17 protein-coding genes are annotated in these 20,102 nt (G+C 62.5%); 16 read left to right on the forward strand and 1 reads right to left on the reverse strand.

Annotation, left to right across the window (positions count from 1 at the left end; all coding sequences use genetic code 11):
- The first annotated feature begins 27 nt into the window (after positions 1-27).
- The 6 genes from pilG (at position 28) to QWI20_RS18450 (ending at position 10,055) form a co-directional block, all read left to right on the forward strand.
- Complete coding sequence (pilG, locus tag QWI20_RS18425) at positions 28-438, forward strand: twitching motility response regulator PilG (RefSeq protein ID WP_065991170.1); 411 nt, start codon at positions 28-30, stop codon at positions 436-438.
- Positions 439-483: 45 nt separating this feature from the next.
- On the forward strand, positions 484-849 hold the full coding sequence (gene pilH, locus QWI20_RS18430; protein ID WP_065991171.1) for a twitching motility response regulator PilH: 366 nt from the start codon (positions 484-486) through the stop codon (positions 847-849).
- Positions 850-865: 16 nt separating this feature from the next.
- On the forward strand, positions 866-1,405 hold the full coding sequence (locus QWI20_RS18435) for a chemotaxis protein CheW (RefSeq protein ID WP_369306653.1): 540 nt from the start codon (positions 866-868) through the stop codon (positions 1,403-1,405).
- Positions 1,406-1,480: 75 nt separating this feature from the next.
- Positions 1,481-3,517 carry a methyl-accepting chemotaxis protein gene (locus QWI20_RS18440; RefSeq protein ID WP_369306654.1) on the forward strand — a complete coding sequence of 679 codons (2,037 nt, stop codon included), beginning with the start codon at positions 1,481-1,483 and terminating at the stop codon, positions 3,515-3,517.
- A gap of 78 nt (positions 3,518-3,595) precedes the next feature.
- Positions 3,596-9,574: an Hpt domain-containing protein gene (locus QWI20_RS18445; protein ID WP_369306655.1), complete on the forward strand. Its 5,979-nt coding sequence runs from the start codon at positions 3,596-3,598 to the stop codon at positions 9,572-9,574.
- On the forward strand, positions 9,567-10,055 hold the full coding sequence (locus tag QWI20_RS18450) for a chemotaxis protein CheW (RefSeq protein ID WP_122536410.1): 489 nt from the start codon (positions 9,567-9,569) through the stop codon (positions 10,053-10,055). The genes QWI20_RS18445 and QWI20_RS18450 overlap by 8 nt, the downstream gene beginning before the upstream one ends.
- A gap of 746 nt (positions 10,056-10,801) precedes the next feature.
- On the opposite strand, the gene QWI20_RS18455 is transcribed toward QWI20_RS18450, so the two are convergent.
- Complete coding sequence (locus tag QWI20_RS18455) at positions 10,802-10,993, reverse strand: CopG family ribbon-helix-helix protein (RefSeq protein ID WP_369306669.1); 192 nt, start codon at positions 10,991-10,993, stop codon at positions 10,802-10,804.
- A 95-nt stretch (positions 10,994-11,088) separates the two neighbouring features.
- On the opposite strand from QWI20_RS18455, the gene QWI20_RS18460 reads away from it, so the two are divergent.
- The 10 genes from QWI20_RS18460 (at position 11,089) to madM (ending at position 19,686) form a co-directional block, all read left to right on the forward strand.
- Positions 11,089-12,237 carry a Fic family protein gene (locus QWI20_RS18460; RefSeq protein WP_369306656.1) on the forward strand — a complete coding sequence of 383 codons (1,149 nt, stop codon included), beginning with the start codon at positions 11,089-11,091 and terminating at the stop codon, positions 12,235-12,237.
- A 98-nt stretch (positions 12,238-12,335) separates the two neighbouring features.
- Entirely contained in the window at positions 12,336-14,012 is a 1,677-nt protein-coding gene (gene mdcA, locus QWI20_RS18465; protein ID WP_122624426.1) for a malonate decarboxylase subunit alpha, read from the forward strand.
- Positions 14,012-14,914, forward strand: a complete 903-nt coding sequence (locus QWI20_RS18470) for a triphosphoribosyl-dephospho-CoA synthase (RefSeq protein ID WP_369306657.1) — start codon at positions 14,012-14,014, stop codon at positions 14,912-14,914. The genes mdcA and QWI20_RS18470 overlap by 1 nt, the downstream gene beginning before the upstream one ends.
- 2 nt (positions 14,915-14,916) lie before the next feature.
- A complete protein-coding gene (locus QWI20_RS18475) occupies positions 14,917-15,216 on the forward strand; it encodes a malonate decarboxylase subunit delta (protein ID WP_346627238.1) in 300 nt (99 codons plus the stop codon).
- The gene (locus tag QWI20_RS18480) at positions 15,209-16,060 is read left to right on the forward strand and encodes a biotin-independent malonate decarboxylase subunit beta (RefSeq protein WP_369306658.1); all 852 of its coding nucleotides are present in this window, start codon (positions 15,209-15,211) and stop codon (positions 16,058-16,060) included. The genes QWI20_RS18475 and QWI20_RS18480 overlap by 8 nt, the downstream gene beginning before the upstream one ends.
- The gene (mdcE, locus tag QWI20_RS18485; RefSeq protein WP_369306659.1) at positions 16,057-16,860 is read left to right on the forward strand and encodes a biotin-independent malonate decarboxylase subunit gamma; all 804 of its coding nucleotides are present in this window, start codon (positions 16,057-16,059) and stop codon (positions 16,858-16,860) included. The genes QWI20_RS18480 and mdcE overlap by 4 nt, the downstream gene beginning before the upstream one ends.
- Positions 16,860-17,486 carry a malonate decarboxylase holo-ACP synthase gene (locus tag QWI20_RS18490; protein ID WP_369306660.1) on the forward strand — a complete coding sequence of 209 codons (627 nt, stop codon included), beginning with the start codon at positions 16,860-16,862 and terminating at the stop codon, positions 17,484-17,486. The genes mdcE and QWI20_RS18490 overlap by 1 nt, the downstream gene beginning before the upstream one ends.
- On the forward strand, positions 17,483-18,418 hold the full coding sequence (gene mdcH, locus QWI20_RS18495; RefSeq protein ID WP_369306661.1) for a malonate decarboxylase subunit epsilon: 936 nt from the start codon (positions 17,483-17,485) through the stop codon (positions 18,416-18,418). Before QWI20_RS18490 ends, mdcH begins: the two co-directional genes overlap by 4 nt.
- A gap of 67 nt (positions 18,419-18,485) precedes the next feature.
- Positions 18,486-18,920, forward strand: coding sequence for a malonate transporter subunit MadL (gene madL / locus QWI20_RS18500; RefSeq protein WP_065991198.1), 435 nt, complete (start codon positions 18,486-18,488; stop codon positions 18,918-18,920).
- Position 18,921: 1 nt separating this feature from the next.
- Positions 18,922-19,686: a malonate transporter subunit MadM gene (gene madM / locus QWI20_RS18505; RefSeq protein WP_122624431.1), complete on the forward strand. Its 765-nt coding sequence runs from the start codon at positions 18,922-18,924 to the stop codon at positions 19,684-19,686.
- Positions 19,687-20,102 lie beyond the last annotated feature (416 nt).

The following is a 20,102-nucleotide window of genomic DNA, read 5'->3' on the forward strand; positions in this document are numbered from 1 at the left end:
ATTCGCCGCGGCGATGGTAGAGCAGATATGGAACAGCATTCAGCCCCATTGAAAGTGATGGTCATCGACGACTCCCGGACGATTCGTCGCACCGCCGAGACCCTGCTGAAAAACGTGGGTTGTGAAGTGATTACCGCCATCGACGGCTTCGACGCACTGGCCAAGATTGCCGACAATCATCCCAGAATCATCTTCGTCGACATCATGATGCCCAGGCTCGACGGGTATCAGACGTGCGCGTTGATCAAGAACAATCGGGCGTTCAAATCCACGCCGGTGATCATGCTGTCCTCAAGGGACGGGCTGTTCGACAAGGCCAAGGGGCGCATCGTCGGTTCCGATCAGTTTTTGACCAAACCGTTCAGCAAGGAAGAACTGCTCAGTGCGATCAAGGCCCACGTGCCCGGTTTCGTTGCAGTAGAACAACAACTATCTTGATGCCGGCCCCCTCGTGCGGGACGGCTGTTTCTATGGGGAAGCACCATGGCTCGAATTCTCATCGTCGATGACTCGCCGACCGAAATGTACAAGCTGACCGGCATGCTGGAGAAGCACGGTCATCAGGTCCTCAAGGCCGAGAACGGTGCCGATGGCGTGGCCCTGGCCCGTCAGGAAAAGCCCGATGCCGTCCTGATGGACATCGTCATGCCGGGCCTGAACGGTTTCCAGGCGACCCGTCAGCTGACCAAAGACGCTGACACCAGCATGATCCCCGTGATCATGATCACCACCAAGGATCAGGAAACCGACAAGGTCTGGGGCAAACGCCAGGGCGCGCGGGATTACCTGACCAAGCCGGTGGACGAAGAAACCCTCATGAAAACCCTGAACGCGGTGCTCGCGGGCTGACCCCCGGCTGACGCTCATGGCTCAGTCACAAACCGCCTTCCAGCTGCTGCTCGATATCGACCAGCGCTGCCGCTCCCTCGCTGCCGGCCTGCCGCTGCAGGAAACCCGCCAGCAAGGCTGGAGCGGCATCGGCTTTCGCATGGGCGAGCGCCATTACGTGGCGCCCATGGGCGAGGTCGACGAGATCCTCCACGAACCGCGCTGTGCGGTGTTGCCCGGTGCCAAGGCGTGGGTCTGCGGGATCGCCAATCTGCGCGGCCGCCTATTGCCGATCATGGATCTGTGCGCATTCTTCGGCCACGAACTCTCACCCCTGCGCAAACACCGCCGCGTGCTGGTCATCGACTACGAGGGTGTGTTCGTCGGTCTGCTGATTGATGAGGTGCTGGGCATGCAGCATTTCAGCGAGCGGAGTCTGATGCCTGAACTGGCGCACGACGGCGAACCCCGCGTCGCGCCTTACATACAAGGACGGTTCGTCCGTGAGCAGGCCTGGCAGGTGTTCAGCCCGCGCGCGCTGGTGCAGTCGGCTGAGTTTATGGACGTGGCGCTCTGATGCGCGGGGCCGAACAGTGCAAATCCAGGCGGCTGATGCCCTCCCTCAATCGAACATCAGGCGGAGCCCTGAGCAATGAGTAATACTGGCAAGTCACTGGAAGGCGCGCGCAGTCGATCGCAGATCGTCGTGCTGTTCATCTGCCTCATCGTTTTCATCATGCTGCTGTTCGTCAACTTCGCGTACCTCAGCACGCAGTCCAACTACGACAAACAATACATCGGCCACGCCGGCGAGCTGCGCGTGCTGTCCCAGCGCATCGCCAAGAACGCCACGGAAGCGGCGGCGGGCAAGGCGGCGGCATTCAAGCTGTTGGCCGATGCGCGCAACGACTTCGACACGCGCTGGCAGTATCTGAAGAAAGGCGACAAGAACACCGGCCTGCCTGCTGCGCCCGCTGCGGTGGGCGATGAGCTGAAAGCGGTGCAGACCGACTGGGAAAACCTGCGCAAAAGCACCGACGTGATTCTTGCCCGTGAGCAGACCGTGCTCTCGTTGCATCAAGTGGCGGCAACCCTTGCCGAGACCATTCCGCAATTGCAGATCGAGTCTGAAAAGGTCGTCGACATCCTCCTTCAAACCCGTGCGCCAGCCAGCCAGGTGGCCCTCGCCCAGCGCCAGTCGCTGCTGGCCGAGCGGATACTGGGCGCGGTCAACACGGTGTTGTCCGGCGATGAAACTGCGGTTCAGGCGGCCGATGCGTTTGGTCGCGATGCCAGCCAGTTCGGACGCGTGCTCAACGGCATGCTCGAAGGCAACGCCACCCTGAAAATCGCCCAGGTCGAAGACCGCGATGCGCGGGCGCGGCTGGCCGAGATTGCCGAGCTGTTCCAGTTCGTCTCCGGATCGGTCGACGAAATCCTCGAAACCTCGCCGGAGCTGCTGGAAGTCCGCGAAGCGTCGGGCAGCATTTTCAACCTTTCGCAGACGCTCCTCGACGAAGCCTCGGTGCTGGCCAACAGTTTCGAGCACATGGCGGGTGGCCGAGCGGCCTACAGCTATGGCGGCTACATCCTGGGCCTGCTGGCCCTGGCGTCGATCATCCTGATTGGCCTGGTGATGGTGCGCGAAACCAACCGGCAACTGCGCGAAACCGCCGAGAAGAACGAGCGCAACCAGAACGCGATCATGCGCCTGCTCGACGAAATCGAAGACCTTGCGGACGGCGACCTGACCGTGGCCGCCTCGGTCACCGAGGATTTCACCGGCGCCATTGCCGATTCGATCAACTACTCCATCGATCAACTGCGCGAATTGGTGTCGACCATCAACCTCACCGCCGAGCAAGTGTTCGGCGCCGTGAAGGACACGCAGACCACTGCCACCCAACTGGCCGCGGCGTCCGAGCATCAGGCGTTGCAGATCGCCGCGGCGTCCAATGCCATCAACGACATGGCGACGTCCATTGATCAGGTCTCGGCCAATGCGTCCGTGTCCGTCACGGTGGCCGAGCGGTCCGTGACCATTGCCAACAAGGGCAACGAGGTGGTGCACAACACCATCACCGGCATGGACAACATCCGCGAGCAGATTCAGGACACGTCCAAGCGCATCAAGCGTCTGGGCGAGTCATCCCAGGAGATTGGCGACATCGTCAGCCTGATCGATGACATTGCCGACCAGACCAATATTCTTGCGCTTAATGCCGCGATCCAGGCCTCGATGGCTGGCGATGCCGGGCGCGGCTTTGCGGTGGTGGCCGATGAAGTGCAGCGGCTGGCCGAGCGCTCGTCGTCGGCGACCAAGCAGATCGAGACCCTGGTGCGCGCGATTCAGAACGACACCAACGAAGCAGTGATCTCCATGGAGCAAACCACGGCGGAAGTGGTGCGCGGTGCGCGGCTGGCGCAGGATGCCGGTGTCGCGCTCGAAGAAATCGAAGGCGTGTCGAAGATCCTCGCCGGGCTGGTCGAAAGCATCACCAACGCGGCGCAGCAGCAGGCTGCATTGGGTCAGCAGATTTCCTCGACCATGCTGGTGATCCAGCAGACCACCACACAGACCACCTCAGGCACCGCGGCGACCGCCCGGAGCATGGGCAATCTGGCGAAGATGGCCAGCGAGATGCGCCGCTCGGTGTCCGGCTTCAAGTTGCCGGCCTCGCGACATTGATGGCCTGCTTGATAGCCCCGTTAATGATCCAGTCAATGCACATGAAGCAGCGTCAAGGCACAGGCAACCGGAGTCACCATGGCTGACCGTCACGATTACGTGGCCCTGGAGTGGGTCAAAGGCGAAATAGCCGAAACCCTCACACACGCCCGACAGGCGCTGGACACGTTCGTCACCCTACCGCACGACGCCGCGGCAATGGACGAGTGCCTGGAGCTCATCCATCAGGTTCACGGCAGCCTGCAGATGATCGAGTTCTACGGCGCCGCGCTGTTCGCCGAGGAAATCGAACAGCTGGCGCTGGCGCTGAAAGAGGGCCACGTTGCCCAGGAAAGCGAAGCGATCCAGCTGCTGAATCTGGCGATGACGCAATTGCCGGTTTACCTGGAGCGTGTGCACTCCGCCCGCCGTGATCTGCCGCTGGTGGTGCTGCCGCTGCTCAACGATTTACGCAGCGCCCGGGGCGAAAGCCTGCTGTCGGAAACCAGCCTGTTCTCGCCGCAACTGCTGTCTATTCCCGCTCTCGATGCTCAGGCATTGGCCGAGCGCGACAGCCCCGAACTGCCCGCGAAACTGCGCAAGCTGCGGCAGACGCTGCAAACCGCGCTGGTCGGGCTGCTTCGCGATCAGGACGTGCAGACTCAACTCGGTTACATGGGCAAGGTGTTCGGGCGGCTTGAGGTGTTGTGCGAGGACGCGCCCCTCGAACCGCTGTGGCGTATCGCGTCCGCGCTGGTCGAAACCATGCTCAGCGGCAATTTCACCAACAGTCCGGCGCTGCGCAGCCTGTTCAAGGATGCCGACAAAGAACTCAAACGTTTGCTGGATCAAGGCATTGAAGGTATCAATCAGCCTGCGCCCGACGAACTCCTGAAAAGCCTGTTGTTTTACATCGCCAAGTCCGACAGCGAGGCGCAGAAGATGACGGACTTGAAGGATCAGTACGCACTCGCTGATGCGCTGCCGCACAGTGCCTTGGTCGCCGAAGAACGTGCGCGCATGGCCGGGCCGGATCGCGACGCCATGCGCACGGTGATCATCGCCCTGTGCGATGAGCTGGTGCGGACCAAGGAGCGGCTCGACGTTTTTGTGCGCGGTGATCGTCAGCACGTCAGCGAGCTGAACGCCTTGCTGCCACCGTTGCGGCAGATCGCCGATACCCTGGCGGTGCTGGGTTTCGGCCAGCCGCGTAAAGTCATCATCGATCAGATGACCGTGGTGCAGGGCATGGCCCAGGGGCAACGCGCACCCGACGATGCCACCTTGATGGACGTCGCCGGTGCGCTGCTGTACGTCGAATCCACGCTCGCGGGCATGGCCGGAACGGTTAACCAGAGCAGCCCTGAAGAAAGCCGTCTGCCGACGACTGATCTCAGTCAGATTCACCAACTGGTCATCAAGGAAGCGCGCATCGTTCTGCAACAGGCCAAGGACGTGATCGACGAATACGTCGACGGTGAAATGGACCGGGCACGTCTGCTGCCGCTTTCGGAGCAGTTGATTCAGGTGCGCGGCGCGCTGGCGATGATCCCGCTGGCGCGGGCATCCGGACTGCTGGCGGCCTGTAACGACTACATCACCGAGCACTTGCTGGTTGACACCGAAAGCCCGGCGGCCTCGCAGCTCGATCACCTGGCGGACGTGATCATCGGCGTCGAGTATTACCTCGAACGCATGGCCGAAGACCCGGAAGCGCCGGGCGAACATGTACTGGATCTGGCCCAGGAAAGTCTCGCCCGGCTCGGTTACTCCCCGGTCCCCGATGCGCTGGATGTGCCGATGCTCGAAGAAGTCATCAGCGAAGAAGAGCTGCAGGACTTGCATGAGCGGCAGGCCTTGGTCAGCCCGAGTCGGACCCTCGCCGAAGTGCTGGCCAGCCCGCTGTCGGCGGTCAACCCGCCGGCGCGGAATATGCCGGCCAGTCTGTTGCCGCCGCCGAAGGGTGAGCAGGCGATCGATGACGAACTGCGGGAAGTCTTCCTCGAAGAAACCGACGAGATGCTCGAAGCCTTGCGCGAGTACGTGCCGCGCTGGATTGCCGATCCCGGCAACCTTTCGGCGCTGGGCGAGATTCGTCGTGCGTTTCACACGCTCAAGGGCAGCGGCCGGATGGTGCGCGCGCTGATTCTCGGCGAACTGGCGTGGTCGGTGGAAAACCTCCTGAACCGCGTACTGGAGCACAGCGTCGAGCCGGACGCGCGGGTGCAGCAGTTGCTCACGGACGTACAGGCGTTGCTGCCGGACGTGATTCGCGATTTCGCCGTGGACGTTCAGCGTCAGCGTGACGATGTCGACCAACTGGCCGCCCAGGCCCACGCGCTGGCCCAGGGCGAAGCGGGTGACGTCGAGCCTGCGCAACGGCTGGAGGACGAAGAGGGGTTCGACCCGCAGTTGCTGGAGATTTTCCGTCAGGAAGCCCACACCCACCTGAACACGGTGAGCCGTTATCTCGACGCTGCTCAGGGTGCCGATGCACCGGTGTTCAGCAACGATTTGCTGCGCGCGTTGCACACCCTCAAGGGCAGCGCGTACATGGCGGGCGTCCTGCCGATCGCCGAGCTGGCGAGCCCGCTGGACCAACTGGTCCGCGAGTTCAAGACCAACCTGATTGAGGTCGGCCAGGCCGAGATCGACCTGCTGCGTGCCGCCGGGCCTTTGTTTCATCTAGGCCTCGCCCAGCTGAATGTCGACCCGCTGATGCCCATCGAAGGCGCAGCCGCCCTGATTCAACAGGCCCAAGAGCTGCTCGACGCACGGCTGGCCGATGCCTTGAGCGACGACAGCAATGGCCTGCGCACGCGGCGTAATCCGCAGTTGATCGCGAGCTTTCTGGCCGAAGGCATGGACATCCTGCTGGACGCCGACAACTTGCTCAAAGACTGGCGCCAGCACCCCGGCCACCGCCAGGAATTGAACGCGCTGCTCGACGAGCTGACCATGCTCGGCCACGGCGCGCACGTCGCCGACCTGCCCCAGGTCGATGAGCTCTGCGAAGCGCTGCTCGACCTGTATGGCGCCGTGGAGGAGAGCAGCCTTGCCGTCAGCGAGCGCTTTTTCGACGAAGCCGAAAAGGCCCACGAGGCGCTGATCAACATGCTTGATCAGGTCGCCGCCGGACAGGAAGTCCAGCCGTGCCCTGAGCGCGTGAGCGCTTTGCGCGGGCTGCTCGCCGAAGCGCTGGAGCCCGGCGCGATGGGCGTTATCAAAAGTGATGGCGCCGGGGCAACAAGCATCACGGACATGGAGGAGGTCACCGAGCATCTCGCTCAACCCGCCCAGCCTTCGCGCGATGATTTCGATCAGGAAATCGTCGAGATCTTCCTCGAAGAGGCGGTGGATATTCTCGACATCGCCGGCCCTGCGCTGCAACGCTGGCTCGACGACCCGGAAAACCCGCTGCCGCTGTCATCGTTGCAACGTGACCTGCACACCCTCAAAGGGGGCGCGCGCATGGCCGAAATCGGACCGGTGGGCGACCTCGGCCATGAGCTGGAGTCGCTCTACGAAGGGCTGATTGATCGGCGTTGCGGTTACTCGCCACAACTGGCGGAGCTGCTGGTGCACAGCCACGATCACCTGTCGCTGATGCTTGAACAGCTGCAGCACCGTTCGGCATTGACCAGTCCCGCGCCGCTGATCGAGAAGATTCGCGAGTTTCGCCAGCGCAATTGCTACCTGCTGCCCAACGACGGCCAGACGCGCAATGTCAGTTCGATGATTCAATCGCTGGACGAACGCGATCCGGAACTGCTGGAAATTTTTCTCGAAGAAGCCGACGACATCATCGAGAGCAGCAGCGCGGCGTTGGTGCGCTGGCAGGCCGATCCGCAGAACATGCTGGAAGTCGAAAACCTGCTGCGCGATCTGCACACGCTCAAGGGCGGCGCGCGCATGGTGGAGATTGCGCCGATTGGCGACCTGGCCCATGAGCTGGAGTCGCTGTACGAAGGGCTGTCGACGGGTGCGCTGAAAAACAGCGCGCTGCTCAACGGCCTGCTGCAAAGCGGCCACGACATGCTCGCCGACATGGTCGATGCCGTTCGGGGCTATGAGCCATTGCCCAACCCGGCGCTGCTGATCGAGAGCATCGGTCAATACACGTCATCCGGGGCCGCCCGCGAACCTGTCGAAAAACCTCAGGAGGCGCCGGCTCTGCTGCCCGCGCCGGTTGTTGATACGGCCGCGCAAACCGAGGCCGACGGCGAGCGTACCGGCCCGGAGATGATCAAGGTGCCGGCCGAGCAACTGGAAGACCTGGCGAATCTGGCGGGGGAAACCTCGATATTCCGGGGCCGTGTCGAGCAGCAGGTCAGCGACGCGCAGGTCACTCTGGTCGAGATGGAAACCACCATCGAGCGGATGCGCGATCAGCTGCGCCGACTCGACATCGAAACCCAGGGCCGCATTCTCAGCCGCGATCACCCCGTTGATCGGCTCGGTTACGAAGCATTCGACCCGCTGGAAATGGACCGGCATTCGCAGCTGCAGCAGTTGTCCCGCGCGCTGTTCGAATCCGCGTCCGACCTGATGGACCTCAAGGAAACCCTCGACACCCGCGCCCATGAGGCCGAAACCCTCTTGCAGCAACAGGCGCGGGTGAACACCCAGCTTCAGGAAAGCCTGATGCGCACCCGCATGGTGCCTTTCGAGCGCATGGTGCCGCGCCTGCGCCGGATCGTCCGTCAGGTGTCGGGCGAGCTGAACAAGAAGGTCAAGTTCGACGTCATCAACGCCGAAGGCGAGATGGACCGCAATGTGCTCGAGCGCATGGTAGCGCCGCTGGAGCACATGCTGCGCAACGCCGTCGATCACGGGCTCGAGAGCGTCGAGGAACGCCTGGCCGCCGGTAAATCCGAGTGGGGGCATATCACGCTGAGTCTGGCCCACGAAGGCGGCGACATCGTTATCGAGATGCGCGACGACGGCGCCGGTGTTGACTTCGAGGCCGTGCGGCGCAAGGCGATCAAGCGCGGCATCATCAGCCCCGATGCCGAGCTGAGTGAGCACGACATCCTGCAGTTCATTCTGCGCCCAGGCTTTTCCACCGCCGAAACCATCACCCAGATTTCCGGGCGCGGCGTCGGCATGGATGTAGTGCACGCCGAGGTCAAGGACCTAGGCGGCTCGATGGTCATTGATTCCAGGGCGGGAGAGGGCGCGCGTTTCCGTGTCCGCTTGCCGTTCTCGGTGTCGGTCAATCGTGCGCTGATGGTGCAGTGCGGCGAAGAACAGTACGCCGTGCCGCTGAACAGCGTCGAGGGCATCGTGCGCGTGATGCCGAGCGAGCTGGAGACCTGTTATCAATCCGTGCCTCCGCGTTATGAATACAGCGGACGGACCTACGAATTGCGTTATCTGGGCGAGCTGCTCAATAACGGTCATCCGCCGAAGCTGGGCGGCCAGACGCAGACCCAGCCGCTGCCGGTGCTTTTGGTCCACGTACACGATCAATGGATTGCGGTGCAGGTGGATGCGTTGGCCGGCTCGCGGGAAATCGTGGTGAAGAACCTCGGTCCGCAGTTTTCGTCGATACCCGGCATTGCCGGCGCGACCATTCTGGGCGACGGCCGCGTGGTGCTGATTCTCGACCTGTTTGCGCACATCCGGCGCTTTCACGCCAAGCTGCTGGCGCTGCAAGTCGCGGGGCATGCACCGGTGCGTTACGTCGAACCCGAACAGGCGCGGCCGTTGCTGGTGATGGTGGTGGATGATTCGGTGACGGTGCGCAAGGTCACCGGCCGCCTGCTGGAACGCAACGGCATGAACGTGCTGACGGCCAAGGATGGGGTCGATGCCATGGCGCTGCTTCAGGAGCACACCCCGGACATCATGCTGCTGGACATCGAAATGCCACGCATGGACGGCTTTGAAGTCGTCAGCAAGATTCGCGGAGACGACGCCCTGAAGCACCTGCCGATTATCATGATCACGTCGCGATCAGGGCAGAAGCACCGCGACCACGCTATGGCGCTGGGGGTGAACGAATACATGAGCAAGCCGTATCAGGAAGCCGCTCTGTTGCAAAGCATTGCCCACTGGAGCCACGCCCATGTCTGACACCACGACGCAAACAGCGCGGCTGACCAGCCTGACCGGATTGCTCATTCCCCTGAGTGATCGGCACCTGCTGTTGCCCAACGTGGCGGTCGCCGAGCTGATCGACTATCAAGACAGCGTCGCCGACCCCGCCGCGCCACAGTGGTATTTGGGCCCGATCAACTGGCGTAACCGCAGTTTGCCGCTGCTCAGTTTCGAAGCCGCCTGCGGCAGCCGCGCCCGTGTCGGAGGCCGCGCCCGCATCGTCGTGCTCAACGCCCTCGGCGGCCGCCCTGACCTCAAATTCATCGCCCTGCTGACCCAAGGCATTCCCCGCTCCTGCAAACTGGACAGCCAACTCAGCTACGTCGACGTGCCGCTGGCTGAGCTGGAACTGGCCGCAGTGCAAGTGGGCGAGACCGTGGCGAAGATCCCCGACCTTGTGGCGCTTGAGGAGTGGCTGGTGGAGGCGGGGTTGGTTCAGATGACGCCGAATTTGTAAGAGACTCCCCGGCTTTCAAACGCCGCAGATTGCATGCCGGACATTGGCCCCTGTAGGAGTGAGCTTGCTCGCGAAAGCTGCATTTCAGCCGCTGAAGATTTAGCGGCTGTCCCGGCCTATTCGCGAGCAAGCTCGCTCCCACGACTGCATGTCAGCCGCCGCAGATTTCATGCCCAACACAGCCCTTGTGGGAGTGAGCTTGCTCACGAAGGCTGCATTTCAAACGCTGAAGATTTGGTGGATGTACCGGCCCCTTCGCGAGCAAGCTCGCTCCCACGCCTGCATGTCAGCCGCCGCAGATTGCATGGCCGACACAGCCCATGTGGGAGTGAGCTAGCTCACAAAAGCTGCATTTCAGCCGCTGAAGATTTAGCGGCTGTCCCGACCCCTTCGCGAGCAAGCTCGCTCCCACGCCTGCATGTCAGCCGCCGCAGATTTCATGCCCAACACAGCCCTTGTGGGAGTGAGCTTGCTCACGAAGGCTGCATTTCAAACGCTGAAGCTTTGGTGGATGTACCGACCCCTTCGCGAGCAAGCTCCCACGACTGCATGTCAGCCGCCGCAGATTTCATGCCGGGCACAGCCCTTGTGGGAGTGAGCTTGCTCACGAAGGCTGCATCTCAAACGCTGAAGTTATAGCGGCTGTCCCGGCCTCTTCGCGAGCGAGCCCGCTCCCACAATTTGATCTCCAGCATGCTCAACTTGTGTCTGTCTGAAGCATTCAAGAACTGCCAGCGGAAGCCGGCTCATATCAGGCTGAAGTATTTCGCTTTTACAGATTCGATATCGGTAAGGTTTCCTGCGTTGGCATCCGCTATGCCGTCCGAAATAGCCTGCATCTGGCGCATCTCGGCTTCCAGGTAGCGGCTCAGTGCTTGCTGAAGGTGATATTGCCGATCACGCCCAGTGGCGCCGGCCAACTGGTCGAGTGTCCCAATCCCTCGTAGACGATGAGCCGAATAAACTGCATATTCGGCTCACCCCGTGAGCCGAATAGAATTGCTAATCGGCTCATACCCTTCCGAGGCGTCCAGTGAAGAAGTCAGCAAAGTGGATTTGGCAACATCCCAAATGGCCGTCCTTTTCCTGGGACGTGGAGCCGTTGGCGCCGCTGTTGCGGGCCTGCACCCAGGCGCAGGGTCAGTTATTGGGAATGATTGGCGCGTTAGGCGCCGACGCGAATGTCGAGCGCGAACTGGATGCCTTGTTGCAGAACGTCATCACCTCATCGGCCATTGACGGCGAGCAGCTCAATGTGGCTTCGGTGCGATCTTCGCTGGCAAAACGGCTCGGGCTCGCCAGCGAGGAACGCGTGACGGCGCGAAGTGAAGGTCTGGCGGAGCTGATGCTGGATGCCACTCAACAATACGATGCGCCGCTGACGTCTGAACGGCTGAGGCATTGGCATCGGTTGTTGTTCCCCGAGACGAGCGGGCTGACAGCAAACCCCATCCAGGTTGGAGTGCTTAGGGGCCCCGAACCCATGCAGGTCGTGTCCGGTCGCATCGACCGGCCCGTAGTGCATTTCGAGGCGCCTGCGCGCGAAGGCCTGGAGCAAAAGCTGGATGACTTTTTTTACTGGTTCAACAGCAGCCGCGCCGATCCAACACTCGACCCGCTGATCCGCGCGGGCATCGCGCATTTCTGGTTCGTCACGCTGCACCCGTTCGACGATGGCAACGGACGCTTGACCCGCGCGATCACTGACCTGGCCATGGCCCAAGGCGAACACCAGGCCATACGCTTTTATGCCATGTCCGCGAGCATCCTTGCCCGGCGTCAGGACTATTACCGGATTCTGGAGTCGACCCAGCGCGGCGGCCTTAACATCACCGAATGGCTCGTCTGGTTTTTGCAGACGCTGCTCCATACGTTTGAGCAGGCCATCCAGCGCATCGACCGGGTTTTGGCGGAGGCAAGGTTCTGGCAAGCCCATCGGGATGAGGGGCTATCTCCCGAGCAAGTCAAAGTGCTCAACCGTTTGCTGAATGGCGACCTGCTGTCGGAGAAACCAGATGTGGGTTTTACCGATGGCATCAGCGCCGCCCAATACCAGGCGGTCGCCAAAGTCAGTAAAGCCACCGCCACCCGGCGTCTTCAGGACCTGTTGGAAAAGGGCTGCTTGGTAAAGCTGCTTGGTGGCGGGCGCAGCACCCGCTATCAGATCAACTGGCCTGGTTAATCATTACTCTCACGGTAATGATTCACGCATTTACTTGATTGATGCCGCACCTGAACCCCTCCTAATCTGCCCCACGACAGCGAACTCGTGGAGTCAGCATGACCACAACAACTAAACTTGACCCGCGCTGGTCGCGTCGTCGCACTGAAAAACTGCGACGGCTCGACCTGGTGCGTTCCTTCGCCGATGGCGTTGTACTGCCGACTGACAAGATTGTCGCCGCGCTTGAGGCGTTGATTGCGCCGGGCGATCGCGTGGTACTGGAAGGCAATAACCAGAAGCAGGCGGATTTCCTTTCCCGCTCGCTGGTGAAGGCCGATCCCGCGAAGCTCCATGACCTGCACATGATCATGCCCAGCGTTGGGCGGGCCGAGCATCTGGACCTGTTTGAGCGCGGCATCGCCCGCAAGCTGGACTTCTCCTTCGCCGGTACCCAGAGCCTGCGCATCAGCCAGCTGCTGGAAGACGGGCTGCTGGAAATCGGCGCGATTCATACGTACATCGAGCTGTATTCCCGCCTGCTGGTCGACCTGATTCCCAACGTCGTGCTCTCGGCCGGTTTCATGGCTGACCGCGCCGGCAATATCTACACCGGCGCCAGCACCGAAGACACCCCCGCCCTGATAGAACCGGCCGCCTTCAGCGACGGCATCGTCATCGTGCAGGTCAACCAGTTGGTGGATGACGTCAGCGACCTGCCGCGCGTGGACATCCCGGCGTCATGGGTCGACTTCGTGGTCGTCGCCGACAAGCCGTTCTACATCGAGCCGCTATTCACCCGCGACCCGCGCCACATCAAGCCGGTGCACGTGCTGATGGCGATGATGGCGATTCGCGGGATCTACGAAAAACACAACGTCCAGTCTCTTAACCACGGCATCGGCTTCAACACCGCCGCGATCGAACTGATCCTGCCGACCTACGGTGAATCCCTAGGCCTGAAAGGCAAGATCTGCCGCAATTGGACGCTCAACCCGCACCCGACGCTGATCCCCGCCATCGAAAGCGGCTGGGTCGAAAGCGTGCATTGCTTCGGCACCGAACTGGGCATGGAAAACTACATTGCCGCACGGCCTGACGTGTTCTTTACCGGTCACGATGGCTCCATGCGCTCCAACCGGATGATGTGCCAGCTGGCCGGGCAATACGCGGTTGACCTGTTTATCGGCGCCACGTTGCAAGTTGATGGCGACGGTCATTCCTCCACCGTCACCCGCGGGCGCCTTGCCGGATTCGGTGGCGCGCCAAACATGGGCCACGACCCGCGCGGCCGGCGTCACGCCACACCTGCCTGGCTGGACATGCGCCAGCAGAGCGGTGACGGGCCGGACGCCTATCTTGAGCGCGGCAAGAAGCTTGTCGTGCAGATGGTCGAGACGTTCCAGGAGGGCGGCAAACCCACGTTCGTCGAGACCCTGGACGCCGTCGAAGTCGCGAAAAAAAGCGGCATGCCTCTGGCGCCGATCATGATCTACGGCGACGACGTCACCCATCTACTGACCGAAGAAGGCATCGCCTATCTGTACAAGGCGCGCAGCCTGGAGGAACGTCAGGCCATGATCGCCGCCGTCGCTGGCGTGACCTCCATCGGCCTGCGCCACAACCCCAAAGACACCGCCCGGATGCGCCGCGAAGGGCTGATCGCGCTCCCCGAAGACCTGGGCATTCGCCGCACCGACGCCAGCCGCGAACTGCTTGCCGCCAAGAGCATCGCCGAACTGGTGGAATGGTCCGGCGGTTTGTACAACCCGCCTGCGAAATTCAGGAGCTGGTGATGCGCGCATTCAACGTAGCTTTCGAGACTTTCAATGCCGCGCCCGGTTCTGCCTCGCTGGCTGATCGCTTGGCTGATCTCGCGGTTGATGCGCTGATCGACGAAGCCGATCTGTCGCCAAAACCGGCGCTGGTTGATCGTCGCAGCAGTGGCGCCCACACGGATCTGCGCTTGGGCTTGATGCACGCGTCCGCGTTGTCATTGTGGCCCGCGTTCAAGCAAATGGCCGATGCCGCCGCAGCCATCGGCGAGATCAATCCGCTGTTGCGGGAAACCATCGGCTGCCTCGGTCGCGAAGGCGAAGCGGCGATGATGCGCACGACCAACGGGGTGAATACCCATCGCGGCGCGATCTGGGCACTGGGTTTGCTGGTCACCGCTGCAGCGCTGAATCCCGATGACCTTTCCCCGGAAGCCCTTTGCCAACGCGCCGGCCAGCTGGCATTGATCGAGGATCGTCACCAGACCGCCGACCGCAGCCAGAGCCATGGCCAAAGCGTTGTGCAGAAATACGGCGCAATGGGTGCCCGGGAGCAAGCGCAAGCGGGTTTCCCTGCCGTCACTCAAACCGGTTTGCCGCAACTCATCGGCAGCCGCGCCGCCGGACATGGCGAGCAGAACGCGCGACTCGATGCACTGCTGGCGATCATGACCACGCTGTCCGATACCTGCGTGCTGTACCGCGCGGGTGAAGCAGGCCTCCACGCCATGCAACACGGTGCGCAGCGGGTACTGGACGCCGGCGGCAGCGCGACCCTCAGCGGCCGTCGCGCGCTGAATCAGCTGGATCAACAACTGTTGAGCCTGAACGCCTCCCCCGGCGGCGCCGCCGATTTGCTCGCCGCTTGCCTGTTTATTGATCGCCTGGAGCCTGCGCTCGGCGATGAAAAGAGGAACGTCTGATCATGGAAACCCTGTCTTTTGAATTCCCCGCCGGGCAGCCGCCACGGGGGCGCGCGCTGGTGGGTTGTGTCGGTTCGGGTGATCTGGAAGTGCTGCTGGAGCCGGGTCAGCCGGGCAAGCTGACGATCCAGGTGCTGACGTCGGTCAACGGCAGTTCGGCGCGCTGGGAAAACCTCTTTCAGCGCATGTTCGACGGCCAGACGCCACCGGCCCTGAGCATCGACATTCACGATTTCGGCGCCACACCGGGCGTGGTTCGGCTGCGCCTGGAGCAAGGTTTCGAGGAGGTCGGTCATGACTGACAGCACGCGGCTTTTGCAGCAGCACAGCTTCGTCGAACTTGGCGCCCGGCAACGCGCCCGCGCACTGCTGGATGACGGCAGTTTTCGCGAGCTGATCGATCCTTTCGAGCGCCTCGTCTCCCCTTGGCTGGCCAAGCAAGGCGTCGTGCCCCAGGCCGACGATGGCGTAGTGATCGCCAAAGGCACGATCGATGGCAAACCGGTGGTGATCTGCGCCATCGAAGGCGGCTTCCAAGGCGGCAGTATGGGCGAAGTCGGCGGCGCGAAGATGGCTGGCGCGCTGGAACTGGCCGCCGAAGACAATCGCAAGGGCATTCCCACGGCAGCCGTTCTGTTGCTGGAAACCGGGGGCGTGCGCTTGCAGGAAGCCAATCTCGGGCTGGCCGGCATTGCCGACATTCACGCCGCCATTGTTGATCTGCGTCGCTATCAGCCTGTGATCGGCGTAGTGGCGGGCAGCGTCGGCTGCTTCGGCGGCATGTCGATTGCGGCGGGTTTGTGCAGTTATCTGGTTGTCACTCAGGAAGCGCGTCTGGGCCTGAACGGCCCGCAAGTGATCGAGCAGGAAGCCGGCATCGAAGAATACGACTCCCGCGACCGGCCGTTCATCTGGAGCCTGACCGGGGGCGAGCAACGTTTCGCCAGCGGGTTGGTGGACGCCTTTGTCGCCGACGACATCAGCGCCATTCAGCAGCAGGTGCACGCGTTGTTGCACAAGGGCACGCCCGAGCAGGAACGCAGCAGTCGATACGCCTGGTTCCTCGAGCGTCTGGCCCAAGTGGACACCGCTCAGCAAATCGAGCCCGCTGCCGTGCGCAGCGCGTATCAAGGAGAACGGTCATGAGTACTTACTCACTCCGTGGATTGAACTGGTTCAACGCGCTGGCCGCGAACGCCGCTGAAGTGGCGGGGCTGCCGGCGTCGGTGAAAGCAGCGGATGGCGTACTGGATGATCGCCCGGCGCGATTCCTGGCGGTGGTCGCTGACCCTGCCAACCGCTTTCCCCGCGCTCAAAACGGCGAAGTCGGTTTGCTTGAAGGATGGGGGCTGGCCCAGGCTGTGGACAGCGCCATCGAACTGGATCGGGACAGCGACAACAAGCGGACATTGATCGCGATCATCGACGTGCCGAGTCAGGCCTATGGCCGCCGCGAAGAAGCTTTAGGAATCCATCAGGCGTTGGCTGGTGCCGTCGATGCCTACGCCCGGGCGCGTCTGGCCGGGCATCCGGTGATCGGGCTGCTGGTGGGCAAGGCGATGTCCGGCGCGTTTCTCGCCCACGGCTATCAGGCCAACCGGCTGATTGCCCTGCGCGACCCGGGCGTCATGGTTCACGCCATGGGCAAGGCATCTGCAGCGCGGGTGACACTGCGCAGCGTCGAAGAACTGGAAAAACTCGCTGCCAGCGTGCCGCCGATGGCCTACGACATCGACAGCTACGCCAGCCTTGGTCTGCTGTGGGAAACCCTGTCGGTCAGTCAGATCGAGCACCCCGGCGCTTCGGATATCACCCTGGTGCAGGACTATTTGACTGCAGCGATCAAGGACATCCTGGCCGGCGGCAATGACCTGAGTTCACGCCTCGGCGCGCCGAACCGTGCGGCGTCGTCGAAAGTCCGCGAGCTCTTGCGGGCGCAGTGGTAATGAGTGCTTTCCAGCCGGTGCTGCCCCACGACCTGTTGTGGGGTTTGCCGACGGCTGCGTTGCCGATCGACGCACCGGCGTGGGCGTTCGAGGTCGTCGGCCTCGGTCATCCGGTGGTGGTGCGCCGCGCCCGTGTCGCGGCAGGCCTGGTGGCGGTGGGCGTGCGCGGTCGCTCGCGGGATCAGCGCTACGCCACCCACATGAGGCTCGACGATGTGCAACGGCGCGTGCGGCCTGAGGCGTTGATCGGCATCACGGCTGACGCTGATTGGCCGGCGTTACGCGCCTTGCAGCAGATCTTTCCAGTCATGAACGCGCTCGGCCTGCCGTGGGGCGTGGCGGGTGGTGCCGGTTTTGAACTGGCGAGTGGCGTGCCGGTGTTGCATGCGGGCAGTGACCTCGATCTCATTCTGCGCACCCCTGAATGCTTTGATCGCCAGCACGCCGCTCGTTTGGTCGATCAGCTTGCCAGAGCGGTGTGTCGCATCGACCTTCAGTTGCAAACACCGTCTGGTGGCGTGGCGCTGCACGACTGGGCAGGACCGTCTCGCCAGGTGCTGCTCAAAGCCGAAAACGGCGCGCGGCTTGTGGATAACCCTTGGCTGGCGCAGGCGGTTGCGGCATGAGCAGCTTCTGGGCGTTTCCCGGTCAGGGCGCGCAGCAGCCGGGCATGCTCCACGGGCTGCCGGATCATCCCTTGGTTGAACAGTGCCTGGCAGAGGCGAGCGCTGCGTTGAACGAGGACGTCCTGACGCTGGACACCTCCACTGCGCTGCAATCGACGCGAGCTGTTCAGCTGTGTTTGTTGATCGCTGGCGTCGCGTGCGCCCGGGTGCTGATGGCCGATGGGAACATCCCCGACATGGTTGCAGGTTTGTCCATCGGTGCTTATCCGGCGGCGGTGATCGCGCAGGCTCTGGATTTTTCGGATGCCGTGCGTCTGGTGGCGCTGCGGGGTGAGCTGATGCAAAGCGCTTATCCACAGGGCTACGGCATGACTGCGCTGATCGGGCTCGACCAACCCGCGGTCGAGCATCTGATCGCTCTCACTCACAGCGTTGAGACGCCTGTCTATCTGGCCAACATCAACGCCGACAACCAGTTCGTCATCGCCGGGCGAGACGAGGCCATGGCGGCCGTCGCTGCGCTGGCCAACGAACAGGGCGCTGCAGCGGCCAAGCGGCTGGCGGTCAGCGTGCCGTCCCATTGCGAACTGCTGGCAGAACCTGCACGGGCACTCGCCGATGCGTTTGCCGACGTTTCCCTGAAAGCGCCGACGCTGAAATACCTCAGCGGCAGCACCGCGCGGCCAATGCTCAGCGCCGACAAGGTCCGCGACGATCTGGCGTTCAACATGTGTCGAGTCATCGACTGGCGCAGCACGGTGCAAACCGCCTACGAGCGAGGTGCGCGGCTGCACATCGAACTGCCGCCGGGCACGGTGTTGACGGGCCTGGCGCGCCGCGTATTCGAACAAGGATCGGTCGTCGCCTTTCAGGGCGCCCGGCTGGACACGCTCAGCGCGCTGTCGCGAGAGGAGGAACGCCGCCACTCATAAACCGACTGCTGCTTTCGAAGGAACACAAAAACAACAACTTCGACGATGCAATTTGAGGATAAGAACAATGGTGATTTATGGCGTGGCATTACTCGCAATCTGCACCCTCGCGGGGGTGATTCTCGGTGATCTGCTCGGCGTTTTGCTGGGCGTCAAATCCAACGTGGGCGGCGTGGGGATCGCGATGATCCTGCTGATCTGCGCGCGGCTGTTCATGCAAAAGCGCGGCGGCATGAGCGAAGGCTGTGAAATGGGCGTCGGCTTCTGGGGCGCCATGTACATCCCGGTCGTCGTGGCCATGGCCGCTCAGCAAAACGTCGTCACAGCGCTCAAGGGCGGGCCGATCGCGGTCATCGCGGCGGTGGTGTCAGTGGTGGTCTGCGGCTGCACGATTGCGGTCATCAGCCGCATCAACAAGGGCGAGCCATTGCCCAAAGAAGACGAACTCGCGAACCCGCTTCCGGTCATCGCGCCGACTGTTTCGCCAGCAGGAGGCCGCTGATATGTGGGAGCTTATTCAGAAAGACCTGATCAGCCAGGGCCTGGTCACCGCGTTCGCCGTCGTGGGCGTGGTGATGTGGATTTCCGTGGTGCTGTCCAAGCGGCTGACGTTCGGGCGCATTCATGGTTCGGCCATTGCGATCGTCATCGGCCTGGTGCTGGCGTGGGTTGGCGGCACGATGACCGGCGGCCAGAAAGGGTTGGCGGACCTGGCGCTGTTTTCCGGGATCGGCTTGATGGGCGGGTCGATGCTGCGTGATTTCGCCATCGTCGCCACGGCTTTCGAAGTGCAGGCCACCGAAGCCAAAAAGGCCGGCTGGATTGGCGCGTTCTCGCTGCTGCTGGGCACGTTGCTGCCATTCATTGTCGGTTGCTGCGTGGCGTACGCGTTTGGCTATCGCGATGCGGTGAGCATCACCACCATTGGCGCGGGCGCGGTGACCTACATCGTCGGGCCGGTGACCGGTGCGGCATTGGGCGCGACCTCGGATGTGATGGCGCTGTCGATCGCGACCGGTCTGATCAAAGCCATTCTGGTCATGGTCGGCACCCCGATGGCGGCGCGCTGGATGGGACTGGATAACCCGCGTTCGGCGATGGTCTTCGGCGGTCTGGCCGGCACCGTGAGCGGCGTGACGGCAGGGCTGGCGGCAACGGATCGGCGGCTGGTGCCCTATGGTGCGCTGACGGCGACGTTCCACACTGGGTTGGGCTGTTTGCTGGGGCCGTCGTTGCTGTACTTCATCGTGCGGGGGATTTTGGGCTGAGGTTTCCAGGATATGTGGCGTTAGCAACGTGCTGCCGTTTCGCGCCAGAACGCTGATGTATCTGCCGACATCGGAATTGCGGGAGCGAGCTTGCTCGCGAAGGGGCCGGTACATCCGCTATACATTCAGCGGCTGAAATGCCGTCTTCGTGAGCAAGCTCACTCCCACAAGGGATGTGTTTGATGCAAGAAAGCGCGGTGTCAGAAGACGCCGCAGATGTATCTACTGACAGGTAATTTGTGGGAGCGAGCTTGCTCGCGAATGGGCCGGTACATCCGCTATACATTCAGCGGCTGAAATGCCGTTGAGCTGGCCTAATGACCCCGGACACCTCAATGGGGGAAACTGTACCCATTGAGGAACGATCATGACCAAGAAATACAGAAAGTTCGATGCAGCCTTCAAGCTTGATGTCT

Origin of the sequence: Pseudomonas sp. W2-17 (genome assembly GCF_041060445.1) — a bacterium.
GTDB lineage: Bacteria > Pseudomonadota > Gammaproteobacteria > Pseudomonadales > Pseudomonadaceae > Aquipseudomonas.